The organism is Kosakonia sp. R1.Fl, from assembly GCF_023516815.1.
Classification (GTDB): domain Bacteria; phylum Pseudomonadota; class Gammaproteobacteria; order Enterobacterales; family Enterobacteriaceae; genus Kosakonia.
In genome coordinates this window covers 235,650-255,418 of sequence record NZ_JAMGSQ010000001.1, presented here as the reverse complement: position 1 = coordinate 255,418, position 19,769 = coordinate 235,650, and the positions used below count along the sequence as shown (strand labels likewise).

The window sequence follows — 19,769 nt, the reverse complement described above, 5'->3', positions numbered from 1 at the left end:
GCTCAGCCAGCACAGGTTTACCCGGCTTTCTCGATTATCCCTGGGCGAGCCGGAAAAGTTAATGATGAGGTTCGTGAATGCCCCGCAGCACCTGGTTCAAAGCTTTCGTCCTGTTTTTTGCCCTCTGGGCTTCATTCAGTCAGGCAGACAACGGTTGGCAACCTGTTCAGGAAACTATCCGTAAGAGCGACAAAGATACCCGGCAATATCAGGCGATACGCCTTGATAACGGCATGGTTGTGTTGCTGGTGTCCGACGCGCAGGCGGTCAAATCGCTCTCTGCGCTGGTGGTGCCGGTCGGCTCGCTGGAAGATCCGGATGCGCACCCCGGCCTTGCTCACTATCTTGAGCACATGACACTGATGGGTTCGAAAAAATACCCGCAGCCCGATAGTCTGGCCGAATTTCTTAAGCTGCATGGTGGCAGCCACAATGCCAGCACCGCGCCTTATCGCACCGCTTATTATCTGGAAGTGGAAAACAATGCGCTGGAAGGAGCTGTTGACCGTTTAGCCGATGCCATTGCCGCTCCCATGCTGGATAAAAAATATGGTGAACGCGAGCGCAACGCGGTCAACGCCGAGCTGACAATGGCCCGCACCCGTGACGGTATGCGTATGGCGCAGGTCAGCGCGGAAACCATCAACCCGGCACACCCCGGTGCGCGATTCTCCGGCGGTAACCTTGAAACCCTGAGTGATAAGCCCGGCAGCCCTGTTCATGCCGCTCTGCTGGCGTTTCGCGATAAATACTATTCGGCCAACCTGATGAAGGCGGTGATCTACAGTAACCGCCCATTAGCGGATCTGGCGAAAATTGCTGTCGAAACGTATGGCCGTGTGCCGAATAAGAATATCGACAAGCCGGACATCACGGTTCCTGTGGTGACCGATGCGCAGAAAGGCATCATTATCCACTATGTCCCGGCGGTGCCGCGTAAAGTGCTGCGTGTGGAATTTCGTATCGATAACAATACCGCCGCCTTTCGTAGCAAAACGGACGAGCTTATCACCTATTTGATTGGCAACCGCAGCCCGGGCACGCTCTCGGACTGGCTGCAAAGTCAGGGGTTGGTAGAAGGTATTCGCGGTGATTCCGATCCGGTGGTGAACGGCAACAGTGGCGTGCTGGCCATCTCTGCAACGCTGACCGATAAAGGCCAGGCCAATCGTGATGAAGTTGTGGCTGCTATTTTCAGCTACCTGCAACTGCTGCGCGAAAAAGGCGTTGATAAACGCTATTTCGACGAGCTGTCACATATTCTCGATCTCGATTTCCGCTATCCCTCTATTACCCGCGATATGGATTACGTCGAGTGGCTGGCGGATACCATGATCCGCGTACCTGTCGCCCATACGCTGGATTCGGTGAACATTGCCGATAGGTTCGATGCCAAAGCGGTACAGGCGCGTCTTGATGAGATGACGCCGCAAAATGCGCGTATCTGGTACATCAGCCCGGATGAACCGCACAATAAAACGGCCTATTTTGTTGAAGCGCCTTACCAGGTGAATAAGATCACGCCGGAAACCTATGCCGACTGGCAGACGCGCCAGAGCCGTATTGCGCTGAAATTCCCGGAGTTGAACCCCTACATTCCGGATGATTTCTCGCTGATAAAACCGGCGAAGCAGTACGAACACCCTGAATTGATTGTCGATGAGCCGACGCTGCGCGTGGTGTATATGCCAAGCCAGTATTTCGCCAATGAGCCCAAAGCGGATGTCAGCGTGGTGCTGCGTAACCCGCAGGCGATGGATAGCGCAAAAAACCAGGTGATATTTGCCCTTAACGATTATCTGGCGGGGCTGGCACTCGATCAGCTCAGCAATCAGGCGGCGGTCGGTGGCATCAGTTTTTCCACCAACGCCAATAACGGGTTGATGCTCAACGCCAACGGTTATACCCAGCGTTTGCCGCAGCTTTTCCAGGCACTGCTGGCGGGTTATTTCAGCTATACGCCGACGGAAGAACAGCTTGCCCAGGCCAAATCCTGGTATGCGCAGATGATGGATTCTGCCGAAAAAGGCAAAGCGTTCGATCAGGCAATCATGCCGATCCAGATGTTGTCACAGGTGCCTTATTTCCAGCGTGAAGAGCGTCGCGCACTGCTGCCATCTATTACCTTGCAGGATATTTTGCACTACCGCGATGCGCTGAAAGATAATGCGCGTCCGGAATTCCTGGTGGTGGGTAACCTGAGCGAACAGCAGACGAAAGACCTCGCTCATGAGGTGCAAAAACAGCTTGGCGCTAACGGTACGGTGTGGTGCCGAAACCAGAACGTCGTGGTGGACAAGCAGCAGAATGTGAGCTTTGAAAAAGCGGGCAATAGCACGGACTCCGCACTCGCGGCGGTGTTTGTACCCACCGGTTTTGATGAGTTCAGCAGTTCGGCATACAGCGCGATGTTAGGGCAAATCGTGCAGCCGTGGTTCTATAACCAACTGCGTACAGAAGAACAACTGGGGTATGCTGTGTTCGCCTTCCCTATGAGCGTAGGCCGCCAGTGGGGTATGGGGTTCTTGTTGCAAAGCAATGATAAGCAGCCAGCCTATCTCTGGGAGCGCTACAAGGCTTTCTTCCCCACCGCAGAAGCGAAATTAAGGGCAATGAAGCCGGAAGAGTTTGCGCAGCTTCAGCAGGGCGTCATCGCGCAACTTACGCAAGCGCCGCAAACGTTAGGTGAAGAAGCTTCCAAACTCAGCAAAGATTTTGATCGTGGCAATATGCGCTTCGATTCGCGTGATAAAGTAGTCGCTCAGATAAAACTGCTGACGCCGCAAAAACTTGCCGATTTCTTCCATCAGGCGGTGGTAGAGCCGCAAGGTATGGCGATCCTGTCGCAGATCTCCGGTAGCCAGAGCGGTAAAGCAGATTATGCCCGCCCGCAAGGCTGGAAGGTCTGGGATAGCACCAGCGCGTTGCAGCAAACCTTACCGAAGATGACCGAGAAAGATGAGAGAAACGACCGCTGAGACCCTTGATCCCCTGCGCTTGCCGCTCACCGGCGAGCGCCTGATTGAAGCCTCGGCGGGTACCGGTAAAACCTTTACCATTGCCGCGCTCTATTTGCGGCTGCTATTAGGGTTAGGCGGCAGCGCCGCCTACCCGCGCCCACTCAGCGTTGAAGAACTGCTGGTGGTGACGTTCACCGAGGCCGCGACAGAAGAGCTGCGCGGCCGCATTCGCAGTAACATCCATGAGTTGCGCATTGCTTGCCTGCGCGAAACGAGCGATAACCCGCTATACGCACGCCTGCTGGACGAGATTGCCGATAAGCAACAGGCGGCGCAGTGGCTGCTGTTGGCAGAGCGGCAAATGGACGAAGCGGCAATCTTTACGATCCACGGTTTTTGCCAGCGCATGCTGAGTCTGAATGCCTTCGAATCCGGCATGCTGTTTGAACTGCAACTGCTGGAAGATGAGTCGCTGCTGCGTTACCAGGCCTGTGCGGATTTCTGGCGTCGTCACTGCTACCCGCTAGCGCGTGAAATTGCTGAAGTTATCCATGCTTCGTGGAAAGGACCGCAGGATCTGCTGAAAGCGATCGACCGCTATCTGCAAGGGGAAGCGCCGCAAATTAAAACGCCGCCAGCGGCAGACGAAACGCTGGCCTCGCGCCATCAGCAAATTATTGCGCAGATTGGCGAGGTGAAGCGTCAGTGGAGCGCTTGCGTTAATGAAATCGAGCCACTGCTCGAAAATTCCGGTATTGACCGGCGTAAATTTAACCGTGGCAACCAGGCGAAGTGGATCGAGAAAATCTCCACCTGGGCGCAGGAAGAGACCCGCAGTTACCTGTTGCCGGACGCGCTGGAAAAATTCACTCAGTCCTTTCTTACTGAACGCACAAAACCTGACGGCGTTGTGCCAGAACACCCGCTTTTCGTCGCCATTGAAAACTTGCTGGCGCAGTCGTTGACGCTTAACGATCTGGTGCTGACCAGCGCGATGCGTGAGATTCGTGAAACGGTGGCAAAAGAGAAACGCCGGCGCGGCGAGCTGGGCTTTGACGACATGCTCAGCCGCCTTGATGATTCCCTGCGAAGCCCGAACGGCGAAGCGTTGGCTGCGGCAATCCGCACCCGTTTCCCGGTTGCGATGATCGATGAATTTCAGGATACCGACCCGCAGCAGTACCGTATTTTTAGCCGCATCTGGTTGAAACAGCCGGATTGTGGTTTGTTGCTGATTGGCGACCCAAAACAGGCCATTTACGCTTTTCGCGGCGCGGATATTTTCACCTATATGAAAGCGCGCGATGAAGTAAGCGCCCGCTATACGCTGGATACCAACTGGCGCTCGTCGCCAGGCATGATTGCCAGCGTCAACCAGCTCTTCAGCCGGATGGACGACGCTTTCATGTTCCGTCAGATCCCGTTCCTGCCGGTAAAAGCAGCCGGCAAAAACGCAGGCTTACGCTTTGCGTATCAGGGAGAAACGCAGCCTGCGATGAAGCTGTGGCTGATGGAGGGCGAAGGCGTAAGCGTCGGAGATTATCAGGGATTTATGGCGCAGTTATGCGCAGCGCAAATCCGCGACTGGCTGAGCGCCGGGCTGCGGGGCGAAGCGCTGCTGTATGAAGGGGAAAACGCGCGGCCGGTAAAAGCGTCGGATATTACCGTGCTGGTGCGCAGCCGCCATGAAGCCTCGCTTATCCGCGATGCACTGACGTTACTGAATATTCCGTCTGTATACCTTTCCAACCGCGACAGCGTTTTTGAAACACCGGAAGCGCAGGAGTTGCTGTGGCTGTTGCAGGCGGTGCTGGCGCCGGAGCGCGAAAGTACGCTGCGCAGTGCGCTGGCGACTTCCTTGCTGGGGCTTACCGCGCAGGATATTGATGCGCTCAACCAGAATGAGCTGGCGTGGGATGAGATTGTCGAAGAGTTTTCCGGCTATCGCGAGCTGTGGCAAAAACGCGGTGTGATGGCGATGCTGCGCAGGCTGATGAGTGCGCGACATGTGGCGGAAAACTTGCTGGCGACCCCCGGCGGTGAACGACGGCTGACGGATATCCTGCACATCAGCGAGTTGTTGCAGGAGGCGGGGACGCAACTGGAAAGTGAACACGCGCTTACCCGCTGGCTGGCGCAGCGTATTGCCGAGCCGAACGCTAATGCATCAAGCGAGCAATTGCGGCTGGAGAGCGATAAACACCTCGTGCAGATTGTCACCATCCACAAATCGAAAGGGCTGGAGTATCCGCTAGTCTGGCTGCCGTTTATCGCCAATTTCCGCATTCAGGATCAGGGTTTTTACCACGATCGTGACTCCTTTGCCGCCGTGCTCGATCTCAGCCATGCCGAAGAGAGTGTCGCGCTGGCGGAAGCAGAGCGTCTGGCCGAAGACCTGCGTTTGCTGTACGTGGCGTTGACGCGTTCTGTCTGGCATTGCAGCCTGGGGGTTGCCCCGCTGTTTCGTCGCCGTGGCGAAAAAGCCGGAGCCAGTGATTTTCACCAGAGCGCGCTGGGGCGGCTTTTGCAGAAAGGCGAAGCGCTGGATGCCGCCGCGTTGCATAACGTTTTGCAGCAACTGTGTAATGACGATATTGCCCTTTGCATCCCGTCAATGCCGGACGCCGGGCGCTGGCAACTGCCGCAAACGGAATCACCGACGCTGAGCGTGCGTGAAATCACGCGGCGCATCAGCGATGACTGGCGTGTCACCAGCTATTCCGGATTGCAGCAGCGGGCTCATGGCATCGCTCAGGATCTGCTGCCGCGTCTGGATATTGACGCAGCCGGAGAGCGAGAAGCGTTGCAGGAGCCGGTATTAACGCCGCATCAGTTTCCGCGCGGCGCGGCACCGGGGACATTTTTGCACAGCTTGTTTGAAGACCTGGATTTTACGCAGCCGATAGCTGACACCTGGGTTGCAGAGAAATTGCTGGCGGGCGGTTACGAAACACACTGGCAGCCGGTGCTCAGCCGCTGGCTGGAAACCGTGCTGCATGTGCCGCTGGCGCAAACGGGCATCTCGCTGAGCCAGCTGACGAACAAAGAAAAACAGGTGGAGATGGAGTTTTACCTGCCGATTAGCGCCACGCTGAGCGCGGAGGCGCTGGATGAACTCATCCGGCGTTATGATCCGCTTTCGGCTGGCTGCCCGCCGCTCGATTTTCGCGATGTGCGTGGCATGTTGAAAGGATTTATCGACCTGGTGTTTCGCCACAACGGGCGCTATTACCTGCTGGATTACAAATCTAACTGGCTGGGCGAGAGCGCAGAAGCCTACACGCAAGCAGCCATGGCGGCGGCGATGCAGTCGCACCGTTATGACTTGCAGTACCAGCTTTACAGCCTGGCATTGCACCGTTTTTTGCGTCATCGCATTACAGGGTATGACTACGAACGCCATTTCGGCGGCGTGATTTATCTGTTCCTGCGTGGCGTGGATGCGCAAAACCCACAACAGGGGATTTTCACTATCCGGCCTGATGTTGAATTAATTACACAAATGGACGACCTGTTCGCAGGCGTTGCGCCGGAGGTTGCGCCATGAGTATGCAAAGTTTGCTACAGGAAGCGGTGGAGCAGAAGTTGCTGCGTGCGCTGGATGTGCAGTTTGCGCTGACGGTCGCCACGGAACAGGAACCCGCCGTGATGCTGGCTGCAGCGCTGCTCAGCCATGATACTGGTGAAGGGCACGTATGCCTGCCGCTCGCGCGTCTTACGCCTGAGACATACGGTAACGACTCACCGCTGTTTAGCGAGTTATTCGCCCTCGCGGGCAACCCGGATGACTGGCGTAACGTCTTGCTGCGTTCGCCCGCAGTGAGCGAATGTGAAGCCGCGACGCCGATGATCCTCACCGATTCTCGCCTCTACCTGAACCGCATGTGGTGTCATGAGCGGCGGGTTGCCGCGTTTTTTGCCGCACAAGCGCCACTGCAGGATGTTGATGAAACGCGAATGGCGCAGACGCTGGAGACGCTATTTCCCTCCTCGTCGGAAACGGAAATCAACTGGCAAAAAGTGGCCGCTGCCGTGGCGCTTACGCGGCGGATTTCGGTGATTTCCGGTGGTCCAGGAACCGGCAAAACCACAACCGTGGCGAAACTGCTTGCCGCGCTGGTGCAGATGGTGGACGGCGACAAGTGCCGAATTTGCCTTGCCGCGCCAACCGGTAAAGCTGCCGCGCGCCTGACCGAATCGCTGGGCAGTGCGCTACGCCAGTTGCAACTGGATGCCCGACAAAAAGCGATGTTGCCGGATGAAGCCAGCACGCTGCACCGGTTGCTTGGTGCCCAGCCCGGCAGCCAGCGCATGCGTCACCATGCGGGTAACCCGTTGCATCTGGATGTGCTGGTCGTCGATGAAGCATCAATGATCGACTTACCCATGATGTCCCGCTTGATTGATGCACTACCTTCGCGCGCCCGGGTCATTTTCCTCGGCGATCGCGATCAACTGGCCTCGGTGGAGGCCGGCGCGGTGCTGGGCGATATCTGCGCGTGGGTCAATGCCGGGTATAGCGCTGAACGTGCAGCGCAATTGTCGCGTCTGACCGGTACGCCAGTTCCCGAAGGTATCGCCGAGGCAGGCAGCTTGCGCGATAGCCTCTGTTTGCTGCAAAAAAGCTACCGCTTTGGCAGTGATTCCGGGATTGGCCTGCTCGCCGCCGCCGTCAACCGGGGCGATAAACGCGCGATGCAAGCGGTATTCAGCCAGGGCTTTGCGGACATTGAGCGTAAACCTCTGAACAGCGCGGAAGAGTATCAGGGCATGATTGACGATGCGCTGGCGGGTTACGCGCGCTTTCTCTCATTGGTGCGAAGCCACGCCGGGCCGAAAGAGGTGATTGCCGCCTTTGGCGAATACCAGCTGCTCTGCGCCTTGCGTGAAGGGCCGTTTGGCGTCAGCGGGCTGAATGAGCGGCTGGAGCTGGCGCTGTTGCGTCAGCACCAGATCACCCGGCTGGCGCATTCGCGCTGGTATCACGGGCGACCAGTGATGATTTCGCGTAACGATTCGGCGTTGGGGTTGTTTAACGGCGATATCGGCATCGCGCTGGATCAAGGGCAGGGGATCCGCGTCTGGTTCCCGATGCCGGATGGCGAGATCAAACCGGTATTGCCAAGCCGTTTGCCGGAGCATGATACCGCGTGGGCGATGACGGTACATAAATCGCAGGGTTCGGAGTTCGATCATGCTGCGCTGATCCTGCCCGGACAGATTGTACCGGTGGTGACGCGTGAACTGGTTTATACCGCGATAACCCGCGCCCGTAATCGCTTGTCGGTGTATGCCGACGAACGCGTGCTGGGGCAGGCGATCGCGACGCGCACTGAACGGCGCAGCGGGCTGGATTCACTCTTTCGTTCACGGATGTAAAAAGCCCCCGCAGAAGGCGGGGGCGAAAGCTCAGGTGAGATCGGCCATCAGCACTTTTGACCGGCGCTGGTAGTTGTACATCTCTTTTTTGGTTTCTGGCAGGGAATCAATATCCACTGGCGTGAAACCGCGCTCCTGGAACCAGTGAATGCTGCGGGTGGTCAGCACAAACAGTTTGCTCAACCCCATTTGCTTCGCCTGAGCGGCAATGCGCTCCAGCAGCACTTCGCCGCGCGATGAGCTGCGGTAATCGGGATGAACCGCGACACAGGCCATCTCCCCAATTTTCTCTTCCGGGAAGGGGTAAAGCGCCGCACAGGCGATGGTCAGGTTATCGCGCTCGATGATCGTGAACTTGTCGATCTCCATCTCCAGTTGTTCGCGCGAGCGGCGTACCAGGATCCCTTGCTGTTCCAGCGGGCGGATAAGTTCCAGGATCCCGCCGATATCGTTGATAGTGGCGCGGCGGATCTGCTCGGCGCTTTCCATCACAATTTGCGTACCGATACCGTCGCGTGAGAAGAGTTCCTGCAACAGCGCGCCGTCTTCCTGGTAGCTGATTAAATGGCTGCGGCGCACACCGCTGCGGCAGGCTTTGACCGCGCCACGCAGGAAACGCACGGTGCCGGAGTGATAATCGCCACGTGCTTCCAGCGTCTCGACGCGCGCCTGCGCTTCATTCGGGAACAGCTCAGAAACGATTTCGCCCTCATCGTTCATCACGCCTTGCGATGAACAAAAGCCGATCATCTTTTCCGCTTTCAGTTTGATAGCAAGCTGAGTGGCGATCTCTTCCGAGGTCAGATTAAAACTTTCGCCCGTGACCGAAACTGCCACCGGCCCCATCAGCACAATCGCGCCGCTGGCAAGCTGGCGGTTAATCGCCTCTTCATCAATACGACGAATACGGCCGCTGTGGCAGTAGTCGACACCATCATCCACGCCCAGAGGCTGAGAGATAATAAAATTGCCGCTAACAACATTAATATGCGCGCCTTGCAGCGGCGTATTGTTAAGGCTCATCGACAAACGTGCGGTGATGTCCAGTTGCAACAACCCGGCGGCTTGCTTAACCAGTTCGAGCGTTTTAGCGTCGGTAACGCGGGTGTGTTTGTGGTAAATCGGCTCATGGTTGTGTTCGGCGAGATTCGCGTCAATCTGTGGACGCGCACCGTAGACCACTACCAGCCGGATACCCAGGCTATGCAGCAGGCCGATGTCATTGACAATACTGGAAAAGTTTTCATGCTCAATGGCTTCACCGCCGAGCATAATGACAAATGTCTTGCCACGGTGGGCATTAATATAGGGAACGGAGTGGCGAAATCCCTGCACCAGTTCGGTTCTACGCTCTTTTACCACGGCCTGTCCTCAATGCATGATTATTCGTAAATTGTGTATTTTTATTCTTTTCTGCCGCCGCGTGCAAGTGCAAATTTTGCTGTCGTATAACAAATGTTCCTAGCCGCAGCCCGCGGGCAGACATATGTTTACCCTTTAATAGATGACAGTTTATGCATCATTCGTTAAAGTTTTCCGTCAATTTTGACGAATATTATTACGTAGATAAAAATTGCTCGGGAGAAGCATGTCGGGAAGTCAATCAGCGCTGAGCCGCCGCAGATTTTTAAAAGGCGCGGGGGCCATGTGGTTATTAAGCGTGAGCCAAATTGGTTTGGCTGCAGTCAGCCAGGTGGTGGCGGTTCGCGTCTGGCCAGCGTCAAGCTATACGCGCGTGACGGTGGAATCGAACCATGTCGTCAAATATAAGCAGTTCGCGTTGAGTAATCCCGACCGGCTGGTGGTGGACCTTGAAGGTGTGCATCTGAACTCCGTGTTAAAAGGCATGGGCGCGCAGATCCGTGGCGACGATCCTTATATCAAATCCGCGCGGGTAGGGCAGTTCGATCCGCAGACCGTGCGCATGGTGTTTGAGCTGAAACAGGACGTGAAGCCGCAGCTGTTTGCGCTGGCGCCGGTGGCCGGTTTTAAAGAGCGTCTGGTGATGGATCTCTACCCGGTCAATGCGAAAGATGTGCAGGACCCGCTGCTGGCGCTGCTTGAAGAGTACAACAAAGGCGATCTTGAGCAGCAGGTGCCGCCCGCAGAGAGCGGCCCGAAGCCGGGGAAAGCCGGGCGTGACAGGCCAATTGTGATCATGCTCGATCCTGGTCACGGCGGTGAAGATCCGGGGGCGATGGGGAAATATCGCACCCGGGAAAAAGATGTGGTGCTGCAAATCGCGCGTCGGCTGCATGCGCTGATCGAGAAAGAGAGCAATATGAAAGCCTATATGACGCGCAACGAGGATGTATTTATTCCGTTGAAAGTGCGCGTTGCCAAGGCGCAGAAACAGCGCGCTGACCTGTTTGTGTCGATTCACGCTGATGCTTTCAGCAGCCGCCAGCCAAGCGGTTCTTCTGTCTTTGCCCTGTCGACCAAAGGGGCGACCAGTACCGCCGCGAAATATCTGGCGGAAACGCAGAACGCGTCCGACTTAATCGGTGGGGTGAGCAAGAGCGGCGATCGCTATCTGGATCACACCATGTTCGATATGGTGCAGTCGTTAACCATTAACGACAGCCTGAAGTTTGGCAAAGCGGTGCTCAATAAACTTGGCAATATTAATAACCTGCATAAAAACCAGGTAGAACAGGCCGGCTTCGCGGTGCTGAAAGCGCCGGATATTCCGTCAATTCTGGTGGAAACCGCGTTTATCAGTAACGTGGAAGAGGAGCGTAAGCTGAAGACGGCGAAATTCCAGCAGGAAGTGGCAGAGTCGATTCTGGCGGGGATTAAAGCCTACTTCGCAGATGGCGCGACGCTGGCGAGAAGGGGATAACAGAATGGCGCTGAAAAGCGCCATTTTCTTTTGCGAACCGCAGAAACAAAAAAACACCCGTTAAGGTGTTTATTGTGTTGGTTGCGGGGGCCGGATTTGAACCGACGACCTTCGGGTTATGAGCCCGACGAGCTACCAGGCTGCTCCACCCCGCGTCCGTCTTGTTTACACTTCCGTCATGTAAACTTTTTTCTTCACATTTTAATTGGTTGCGGGGGCCGGATTTGAACCGACGACCTTCGGGTTATGAGCCCGACGAGCTACCAGGCTGCTCCACCCCGCGTCCGTGGATGCGCACTATACTCTGCAAACTTATTGATGCAACCTTTTTTTTGCCTGGATCGCATAATTGGCGGGATTATGTGTAAAAACAATACAATCCGTTTATTTTTTGCACTAAATTAGCGCCGGGTAGTGATAGCGCATTTCATTAGCGGGTGGGGTTTGTTATCTTCACCCCGCTCCGGGTTAATCAGAAGATGAGAGATAATGAAAGGACGTTGGGTTAAGTTCGCACTCACAGGCGCAATGGTGGCAATTCTCGCGGCCTGCTCTTCAAAACCGACCGATCGCGGTCAACAGTATAAAGACGGAAAATTTTCCCAGCCTTTTTCCCTGGTCAATCAACCTGACGCCGTAGGTGCGCCAATCAATGCCGGAGATTTCTCCGAGCAGGTTAATCAAATTCGCAGCGCCTCACCGCGCCTCTACGGCAGCCAGAGCGGCGTTTATAACGCGATTCAGTCGTGGCTGATGTCCGGCGGCGATACGCGTAATCTGCGCCAGTTTGGCCTCGACGCCTGGCAAATGGAAGGCACGGATAACTATGGCAACGTGCAATTCACCGGTTACTACACGCCAGTTGTGCAGGCGCGCCATACCCGCCAGGGCGAGTTCCAGTACCCCATCTACCGTATGCCGCCTAAACGTGGTCGCTTGCCATCCCGCGCGGAAATCTACGCCGGTGCGCTCAGTGACAGTTATGTGCTGGCCTACAGCAATTCGCTGATGGACAACTTCATTATGGATGTGCAGGGCAGCGGCTATATCGATTTTGGCGACGGCAGCCCGCTTAACTTCTTCAGCTATGCCGGGAAAAACGGCCACGCCTACCGCAGCATCGGCAAAGTGCTAATCGATCGTGGTGAAGTGAAGCGCGAAGATATGTCGATGCAGGCGATTCGCGAATGGGGTGAAAAACACAGCGAAGCGGAAGTCCGCGCGTTGCTGGAAGAGAACGCCTCGTTCGTCTTCTTTAAACCGCAATCCTGGGCGCCGGTAAAAGGTGCCAGCGCGGTGCCGCTGATTGGCCGTGCTTCTGTCGCTTCCGACCGGTCGATTATTCCGCCGGGCACGACGCTGCTGGCGGAAGTGCCGCAGCTGGATAACAACGGCAAGTTCAACGGCAAATATGAGCTGCGCCTGATGGTGGCGCTGGATGTCGGTGGTGCAATTAAAGGCCAGCACTTTGATATTTATCAGGGCATTGGCCCGGATGCGGGTCATCGCGCCGGATGGTACAACCATTATGGCCGCGTATGGGTGTTGAAAAACGCCCCCGGGACCGGCGCTGGCGGCGGCGTGTTCAGCGGCTGAGTGTGCTACACTCGCACCCTCTTCCGGCTCCGGAAGAGGGTCTTTCGTTTCATCTTGAGGTTTGTTTATGTCAGCAGTAATCAGTGACGCCTGGCGCCAGCGCTTTGGCGGCACCGCGCGGTTGTATGGTGAAAAAGCGCTGCAGTGGTTTGCCGATGCGCATATCTGCGTGGTGGGCATTGGCGGTGTCGGCTCGTGGGCGGCGGAAGCGCTGGCGCGCACCGGTATTGGTGCGATCACGCTGATTGATATGGATGATGTCTGCGTGACGAACACCAACCGGCAAATCCACGCGCTGCGTGAAAATGTAGGGCTGGCGAAAGCCGAGGTGATGGCGGAGCGTATTCGCCAGATAAACCCGGAGTGCCTGGTGACGGTGGTTGATGATTTTGTCACTGCCGATAACGTCGCACAGTTAATGAGCCGTGATTACAGCTATGTGATTGACGCGATTGATAGCGTGCGCCCAAAAGCGGCGCTCATTGCTTACTGCCGACGTAATAAGATCCCGCTGGTAACGACCGGCGGCGCGGGTGGGCAGATCGATCCGACCCAGATCCAGGTGAGCGATCTGGCGAAAACCATTCAGGATCCGCTGGCGGCGAAACTGCGTGAGCGCTTAAAAAGCGATTTTGGCGTAGTCAAGAACAGCAAAGGCAAGCTGGGCGTGGATTGCGTGTTTTCCACCGAAGCGCTGGTTTACCCGCAGGCGGATGGCTCCGTGTGTGCGATAAAAAGCACGGCGGAAGGGCCAAAACGCATGGATTGCGCTGCCGGTTTCGGCGCGGCGACCATGGTGACCGCGACGTTTGGCTTTATCGCGGTTTCCCATGCCCTGAAAAAACTGATGGCGAAGGCGGAACGTCAGGCTAGCGCCTGACGGGCTGCTTCCTGCACGGCGGCGGCCAGCGCCGCCAGCCCCTGGCTACGTGAGGCGCTAAGCTGGGCGCGTAAGCCCAGCTCATCAAACAGCGCCAGCGGATCGTTTTCCACCAGCGTTTGCGGGGTTTTGCCTTCTACAGCGGTGAGCAGGACTGCCAGCAATCCACGCACGATGCGGCCTTCACTGTCGCCAAAAAAGTGCATTTTTCCGTCCACGCCGAGCGTGGAACCCAGCCAGACTCGGTTTTCGCAGCCGGGAATTTCCCGCGCCTGCTCTTTTAATTCGTCCGTCGCCGCAGGCAGTTGTTTGCCGAGCAGGATCAACTGGCGATATTTCTCTTCCCACTGGTTAAGTGCGCCAAATGTCTGGCGCAGCGTCTCTTCGGTTACCACCGTGCCGAACGGATGTCCGGCAAAAGCTGGGCTGGTCATGCATCCCCCAGAATGTCGAGCGCGCGATCAACAGCGACTATCAGCGCATCAACATCGTGTTGCGTATTGTATGGGGCAAATGAAGCGCGCAGCGTACCACTGACCCCCAGCGCCGCCAGCAATGGTTGCGCGCAGTGTTGCCCGGCGCGCAGCGCGATACCGTAACCGGCAAGGAGCGTCACCATATCGCTGTGGTGAATGCCGTCGAAATCGAAAGCCAACAGGCTGGAATCCTGGCAGCGGAAAGAGCGGAAACCCGAACGCTGCGCCAGTTGCTCCTCCGCAAGCGTGGCTAAACCACGGCTGTAGCTCTCTGCCTGGGCGATATCCAGCGTATCCAGCCACTCGAGCGCGGCGCTTAAACCAATCACCCCCGCGACGTTAGGCGTCCCGGCCTCCAGCTTGTACGGCACCGGTTGCGTGGTGAAGCCATCAAACGTCACTTCGGTAATCATCTTGCCGCCGCCGAGCCACGGTGTCATTTCATTGAGCAGTTCCGCTTTGCCGTACAGCGCACCGATGCCATTTGGTCCATACAGCTTATGGCCAGAGAAGGCGTAAAAATCGATATCCAGACGCTGAACGTTCGCCGGGAAATGCACCACGCCTTGTGCGCCGTCAACCACCACCACCATGCCTGCCGCATGCGCCAGGGTAATGGCGCGTTCCAGATCCGGGCAGCCACCGGTGACATTGGACATCTGTCCGAGCGCCAGAATCCGGCTACGTGGAGTAATTAATTGTGGTAACTGCGCGATATCCGGTAAGTAGTCGACGCACAGCGGTAATTTCACCACTTTTGCGCCGGTCTGCTGTGCGACCATCAGCCACGGCACCAGGTTCGCGTGGTGTTCCGCTTCACTGACGAGGATTTCATCCCCGGCTTGCAGACGCGGGCGGGCGTAGCATTGCGCGACCATATTGATGGCTTCTGTGGTGCCGCGCGTCCAGACAATATTTTTCCCGGAGGGCGCGTTAAGGAGGGCGGCAACTTGTTCGCGCGCCGCTTCATAACGGGCGGTGAGCTGTTGCGCCTGCGCGAACTGGCTGCGATGCACGTTGCCAGCGCTCAGGCTGTAGAACTGTTGCGTGGCGTCAATCACGGCTTGCGGCTTCAGGGCGGTAGCGGCGCTGTCGAGATAGACGCCCGCATCGGCAAGCGCCGGAAACTGCGCGCGAAAGTGCGCTGGGTTAAATGCGTTCATGCGATTCCTCATCTAATTACTCAGATCGTCGCGCAATTTTTCGGTCGTAGCAAGGCAGTTGATAACCATCGGAATTGTCTGTTTGTCCTGGCAGAGTCCGGTAAGCAGGTTATGCTGAATAGTGTTAGTTAATCGTTCGAGACTCTTCCGTGAAGAGTATTTCACAGCATTAATTGCCAGAAGGAGAAGAAGATGAAAAAGGCTGCCGCAATTATTTCTGCATGTGCTTTTGCTTTTGCCCTGAGCGCTTGTTCCAGCCCGAACTATGCATTACACACCAACGATGGTCGTACGATTATTTCGGAAGGTAAACCGAAAACCGACGATCAGACCGGCATGATCTCTTATAAAGACGCCAACGGTAATGAGCAACAGATCAACCGTACCGACGTTAAAGAGATGGTCGCGCTGGATAAATAACCCTGATTTCAGGTAAAAAAAAGCACCGCAATCTTGCGGTGCTACATTAATCACTATGGACAGACAGGGTAAATGTACAGGAAGTGAAAAAGGGGTAGCGTCGCTACCGGGGTCTGAATAGCAGACCAAATTGCAAACACAACAACACAACATCACAACCGTAAGCCAAAAGCCCTTCAGAACACACATTCCAAAAAAAGCTTCTCGTTCCGGCTCAGGAAGTGCCGCCACTATAGGTATTTGCTGGTAGAAGCTCAACGGACAATTTATAATGGCTCAGATAAAAAAAACTAATAGGTTAAACACTGTTTCCTGTTTGTTAAATTGCCTTTACATCTAAGCCTGATAACCATGTCCAAGCGATTACCACCACTGAATGCATTACGTGTTTTTGATGCCGCTGCCCGCCATCTGAGTTTTACTCGCGCTGCCGATGAGCTTTTTGTGACGCAGGCCGCAGTAAGCCACCAAATCAAGTCTCTCGAGGATTTTCTCGGTCTGAAACTGTTCCGTCGACGCAACCGTTCGCTGCTGCTTACCGAGGAAGGCCAGAGTTATTTTCAGGATATCAAAGAGATATTTTCCCAGCTCAATGAAGCCACGCGAAAACTACAAGCACGCAGTGCAAAAGGCGCGCTCACTGTTAGTTTATTGCCCAGTTTTGCCATTCAATGGCTGGTGCCGAGGCTCTCTAGCTTTAACTCAGCTTATCCGGGAATCGACGTGCGCATCCAGGCGGTTGACCGCGAAGAGGACAAACTGGCGGACGATGTCGATGTGGCGATTTTTTATGGTCGCGGCAACTGGCCGGGCTTGCGTGTGGAAAAATTGTACGCAGAATACTTGCTGCCCGTCTGCTCGCCATTATTACTCACCGGTGATAAGGCATTGAAAAAGCCTGAAGATCTGGCGCATCACACCTTGCTTCATGACGCTTCCCGGCGCGACTGGCAAACTTATACGCGCCAGTTAGGTCTTAATCTTAACGTTCAGCAGGGACCTATTTTCAGCCACAGCTCTATGGTGCTGCAGGCCGCTATCCACGGACAGGGGATCGCGCTGGCCAACAATGTAATGGCACAGTCCGAAATTGAGGCAGGTCGTCTGGTCTGCCCGTTTAATGATGTTCTGGTCAGTAAGAACGCGTTTTATCTGGTTTGTCATGACAGCCAGGCAGAACTGGGTAAAATAGCCGCCTTTCGTCAGTGGATCCTGGCAAAAGCGGCCAGCGAACAGGAAAAGTTCCGTTTCCGTTACGAACAATAATTCGCGCGCATATGGCGCGTATGACTTTTAGGGTACTCACATGACCAGCCGTTTTATGCTGATTTTTGCCGCGGTAAGCGGTTTTGTGTTTGTCGCGCTGGGGGCTTTCGGCGCGCACGTGTTACGTAAATCTTTGGGCGTGGTGGAGATGAGTTGGATCCAGACCGGGCTCGAATATCAGGCGTTCCACACGCTCGCGGTGCTTGGGCTTGCGGTGGCGATGCAGCGCCGTATCAGCATCTGGTTTTACTGGAGCAGCGTTTTTTTGGCGTTCGGCACCGTGTTGTTTAGCGGCAGCCTTTATTGCCTGGCGCTCTCACATTTACGCCTGTGGGCGTTTGTTACGCCGGTCGGTGGCGTCTGTTTTCTCATCGGCTGGGCATTAATGTTAGTTGGCGCAATTCGTCTGAAACGTAGGGGCGTTGTTCATGAATAAAGTGGTATTGCTGTGCCGCCCGGGTTTTGAGAAAGAGTGCGCAGCAGAAATTACCGATAAAGCCGGTCGCCTTGAGGTGTTCGGTTTCGCGCGTGTGAAAGAGAACGCGGGTTATGTTGTTTTTGAGTGCTATCAGGAAAACGACGCCGACAAACTGGCGCGCGAGCTGCCATTCAGTTCGCTGATTTTTGCCCGCCAGATGTTTGTCGTCGGCGAGCTGCTGCGCGACTTACCGCAGGAAGATCGCATTACGCCGATCGTCGGCATGTTGCAGGGCGTCGTGGATAAAGGCGGCGATTTGCGTGTCGAAGTGGCCGATACCAACGAAAGCAAAGAGCTGATGAAGTTCTGCCGCAAGTTTACCGTTCCGCTGCGCAGCGCGCTGCGTGAAGCGGGCATCCTGGCGCGTAGTGATTCAGCGAAGCGTCCGGTGGTTCACGTGTTCTTTATTGCGCCGGGTTGTTGCTACACCGGTTATTCGTACTCCTTTAACAACTCGCCGTTCTATATGGGCATCCCGCGTCTGAAGTTTCCGTCCGATGCGCCAAGCCGTTCAACGTTGAAACTGGAAGAGGCGTTCCACGTTTTTATTCCGGCAGACGAGTGGGACGAACGCCTGGCAAATGGTATGTACGCGGTGGATCTCGGTGCGTGTCCGGGCGGCTGGACTTACCAACTGGTGAAACGCAACATGTGGGTTGCGTCCGTGGATAACGGCCCGATGGCGCAAAGCCTGATGGATACCGGCCAGGTGACCTGGCTGCGTGAAGATGGTTTCCGCTATCGCCCGAACCGCAACAACATCTCGTGGATGGTGTGCGACATGGTGGAGAAACCCGCGAAAGTCGCTGCGCTGATGGCGCAGTGGCTGACTAATGGCTGGTGCCGGGAAACCATTTTCAACCTCAAGCTGCCAATGAAAAAGCGTTACGAAGAGGTGTCGAACAACCTGGCGTATATTCAGGCGCAACTGGATGAGCATAACGTTGCCGCGCAGATTCAGGCGCGGCAGCTCTATCATGACCGTGAAGAAGTGACGGTACATGTGCGCAGAATGTGGGCTGCGGTAGGCGGGCGCCGCGACGAGCGCTAGCCGCCGGTTGATCACTTCTACTGAACCCGGACGTGCGCAAAAATCTTTTCGTTTCGGTTTTTGCGCACAGAGCGGGTTCGGAGGATCTGCAAGATAACGCCAGCCATGCTGGCGTTAATTTTTGGTGGTTTTCGCCAGTTCGCTCACCAGCGGCAGCATGATGCGCACCACGTCGCGGCTGCGGCGCTCAATGCGCCCCGGTAGCGCCTGGTCGATATACTGCTGGTTATCCAGCCGGGCATTGTGGTGGCTCACGCCTTCCGGGAAAGTTTTGGATTTGGCGCGCTGCTGGTTGCCGTCTTTCAGACCCAGCGACCAGTTTGTCGCTTCCACCGACAGCACCGGAATAGAGGCCTGATCAAACACCTGCGCATCATTAGCGCTGTGGTTGCTTTTGGTGGCAGTGACCGGGGCGCTCATCGCCAGAATGCCGTGTGAACGGGCAATGGCCAATGCCCGATCCCGCGTCAGTTTGCGCACCGAAGCCGGGGTGTTTTTCCCGCTGGTAAAGTAGAGCTTGTCGCCGACGATCAGGTTATTCATGTTGATCACCAGCAGCGTGTTTTTGCGCTCTTTTTCGCTCATTCGCGCAAGATAACTCTCTGCGCCAAGCTGGCCTTCCTCTTCGCCGCTGGTGGCGACAAAACGAATACCGTATTGCGTTGGCGTCTGCTTCAGCGCTTGCGCCAGTTCCAGCATTACGCCCACAGCCGCCGCGTTATCATCGATACCCTGCAGCGTTAAACCACCGAGGTTGTTGTCAACATCCGCATCGCTGCGCGGCGCATAGGTATCGAGGTGCGCCATAATAATGATCTGCTGCGGCAGTTTGCCTTCATGCGCGGCAATCACCGTGCTGCCGGTTACGTTTTGCCAGTTCTGCTGGTTATCTTTCGCCGTATAGCGGTAACGGGTTTTGAATTTACGGATATCGCTCTGGTAGCCCATTTGTTCAAATTGTTGCTGAACATAATCCGCAGAGAGCATTTCAGCGGGGGTGCCGGTCATTCGTCCCGGGAACAGGGTGGCAATGTGACGAGCCTGCTCAGTTGCAAAGTCGCCGGGTTGAGCGGTCCGGGCAGAAACCGGGAGGATAAAGCATACGCCGAGCGCCAGGGCAGCGGTACGGAGGCGCAATGCGGAAAACATAGAGAGTCCTTTAAGCAGCAGAATTTTTACCGCGCTTAGTATGAAACTGTGACCCGCTTTACACAATTTCATTTCTTCTTAACATTCCGAAAATGCTGGTGTTAAGCAC

Annotated in this window: 14 protein-coding genes and 2 tRNA genes; 10 read left to right on the top strand and 6 right to left on the bottom strand. The window is 55.8% G+C overall.

Annotated features, from left to right (window positions below; all coding sequences use genetic code 11):
• Nucleotides 1-77: 77 nt before the first annotated feature.
• The 3 genes from ptrA to recD are packed head-to-tail and all read left to right on the top strand — an operon-like array spanning nucleotide 78 to nucleotide 8,339.
• Entirely contained in the window at nucleotides 78-2,978 is a 2,901-nt protein-coding gene (gene ptrA / locus M8Q36_RS01235) for a pitrilysin (RefSeq protein ID WP_249879766.1), read from the top strand.
• Nucleotides 2,959-6,507, top strand: coding sequence for an exodeoxyribonuclease V subunit beta (gene recB / locus M8Q36_RS01230; protein WP_249879765.1), 3,549 nt, complete (start codon nucleotides 2,959-2,961; stop codon nucleotides 6,505-6,507). Before ptrA ends, recB begins: the two co-directional genes overlap by 20 nt.
• The gene (gene recD / locus M8Q36_RS01225; RefSeq protein ID WP_249879764.1) at nucleotides 6,504-8,339 is read left to right on the top strand and encodes an exodeoxyribonuclease V subunit alpha; all 1,836 of its coding nucleotides are present in this window, start codon (nucleotides 6,504-6,506) and stop codon (nucleotides 8,337-8,339) included. Before recB ends, recD begins: the two co-directional genes overlap by 4 nt.
• A gap of 30 nt (nucleotides 8,340-8,369) precedes the next feature.
• On the opposite strand, the gene argA is transcribed toward recD, so the two are convergent.
• Nucleotides 8,370-9,701: an amino-acid N-acetyltransferase gene (argA, locus tag M8Q36_RS01220; protein WP_020455043.1), complete on the bottom strand. Its 1,332-nt coding sequence runs from the start codon at nucleotides 9,699-9,701 to the stop codon at nucleotides 8,370-8,372.
• A gap of 226 nt (nucleotides 9,702-9,927) precedes the next feature.
• On the opposite strand from argA, the gene amiC reads away from it, so the two are divergent.
• Nucleotides 9,928-11,181, top strand: coding sequence for an N-acetylmuramoyl-L-alanine amidase AmiC (gene amiC / locus M8Q36_RS01215; RefSeq protein WP_249879763.1), 1,254 nt, complete (start codon nucleotides 9,928-9,930; stop codon nucleotides 11,179-11,181).
• 78 nt (nucleotides 11,182-11,259) lie between these two features.
• Here the strand turns inward: amiC and M8Q36_RS01210 are convergent.
• Nucleotides 11,260-11,336 (bottom strand) — tRNA-Met (locus M8Q36_RS01210).
• 51 nt (nucleotides 11,337-11,387) lie between these two features.
• A tRNA-Met gene (locus tag M8Q36_RS01205) sits at nucleotides 11,388-11,464 on the bottom strand.
• Between the two features lie 206 nt (nucleotides 11,465-11,670).
• Here M8Q36_RS01205 and mltA point away from each other — a divergent pair.
• Nucleotides 11,671-12,777: a murein transglycosylase A gene (mltA, locus tag M8Q36_RS01200; RefSeq protein WP_086873609.1), complete on the top strand. Its 1,107-nt coding sequence runs from the start codon at nucleotides 11,671-11,673 to the stop codon at nucleotides 12,775-12,777.
• A gap of 67 nt (nucleotides 12,778-12,844) precedes the next feature.
• Nucleotides 12,845-13,657 (top strand): tRNA cyclic N6-threonylcarbamoyladenosine(37) synthase TcdA, encoded by an 813-nt coding sequence (tcdA, locus tag M8Q36_RS01195; RefSeq protein ID WP_249879762.1) that lies wholly within the window; start codon nucleotides 12,845-12,847, stop codon nucleotides 13,655-13,657.
• On the opposite strand, the gene csdE is transcribed toward tcdA, so the two are convergent.
• Nucleotides 13,642-14,091, bottom strand: a complete 450-nt coding sequence (csdE, locus tag M8Q36_RS01190; protein ID WP_249879761.1) for a cysteine desulfurase sulfur acceptor subunit CsdE — start codon at nucleotides 14,089-14,091, stop codon at nucleotides 13,642-13,644. The two genes, tcdA and csdE, sit on opposite strands and share 16 nt — an antisense overlap.
• The gene (gene csdA / locus M8Q36_RS01185) at nucleotides 14,088-15,296 is read right to left on the bottom strand and encodes a cysteine desulfurase CsdA (RefSeq protein WP_249879760.1); all 1,209 of its coding nucleotides are present in this window, start codon (nucleotides 15,294-15,296) and stop codon (nucleotides 14,088-14,090) included. The genes csdE and csdA overlap by 4 nt, the downstream gene beginning before the upstream one ends.
• Nucleotides 15,297-15,488: 192 nt before the next feature.
• On the opposite strand from csdA, the gene M8Q36_RS01180 reads away from it, so the two are divergent.
• From M8Q36_RS01180 to rlmM, 4 genes are all read left to right on the top strand, one after another.
• Nucleotides 15,489-15,716, top strand: coding sequence for a YgdI/YgdR family lipoprotein (locus tag M8Q36_RS01180; protein WP_020455037.1), 228 nt, complete (start codon nucleotides 15,489-15,491; stop codon nucleotides 15,714-15,716).
• A gap of 351 nt (nucleotides 15,717-16,067) precedes the next feature.
• Nucleotides 16,068-16,982 carry a glycine cleavage system transcriptional regulator GcvA gene (gcvA, locus tag M8Q36_RS01175; RefSeq protein WP_017457703.1) on the top strand — a complete coding sequence of 305 codons (915 nt, stop codon included), beginning with the start codon at nucleotides 16,068-16,070 and terminating at the stop codon, nucleotides 16,980-16,982.
• Nucleotides 16,983-17,022: 40 nt separating this feature from the next.
• Entirely contained in the window at nucleotides 17,023-17,418 is a 396-nt protein-coding gene (locus M8Q36_RS01170) for a DUF423 domain-containing protein (protein WP_020455036.1), read from the top strand.
• Nucleotides 17,411-18,511 carry a 23S rRNA (cytidine(2498)-2'-O)-methyltransferase RlmM gene (gene rlmM, locus M8Q36_RS01165; RefSeq protein WP_065370154.1) on the top strand — a complete coding sequence of 367 codons (1,101 nt, stop codon included), beginning with the start codon at nucleotides 17,411-17,413 and terminating at the stop codon, nucleotides 18,509-18,511. The genes M8Q36_RS01170 and rlmM overlap by 8 nt, the downstream gene beginning before the upstream one ends.
• A 114-nt stretch (nucleotides 18,512-18,625) precedes the next feature.
• On the opposite strand, the gene M8Q36_RS01160 is transcribed toward rlmM, so the two are convergent.
• Nucleotides 18,626-19,660 (bottom strand): aminopeptidase, encoded by a 1,035-nt coding sequence (locus M8Q36_RS01160; protein ID WP_249879759.1) that lies wholly within the window; start codon nucleotides 19,658-19,660, stop codon nucleotides 18,626-18,628.
• Nucleotides 19,661-19,769: the final 109 nt, after the last annotated feature.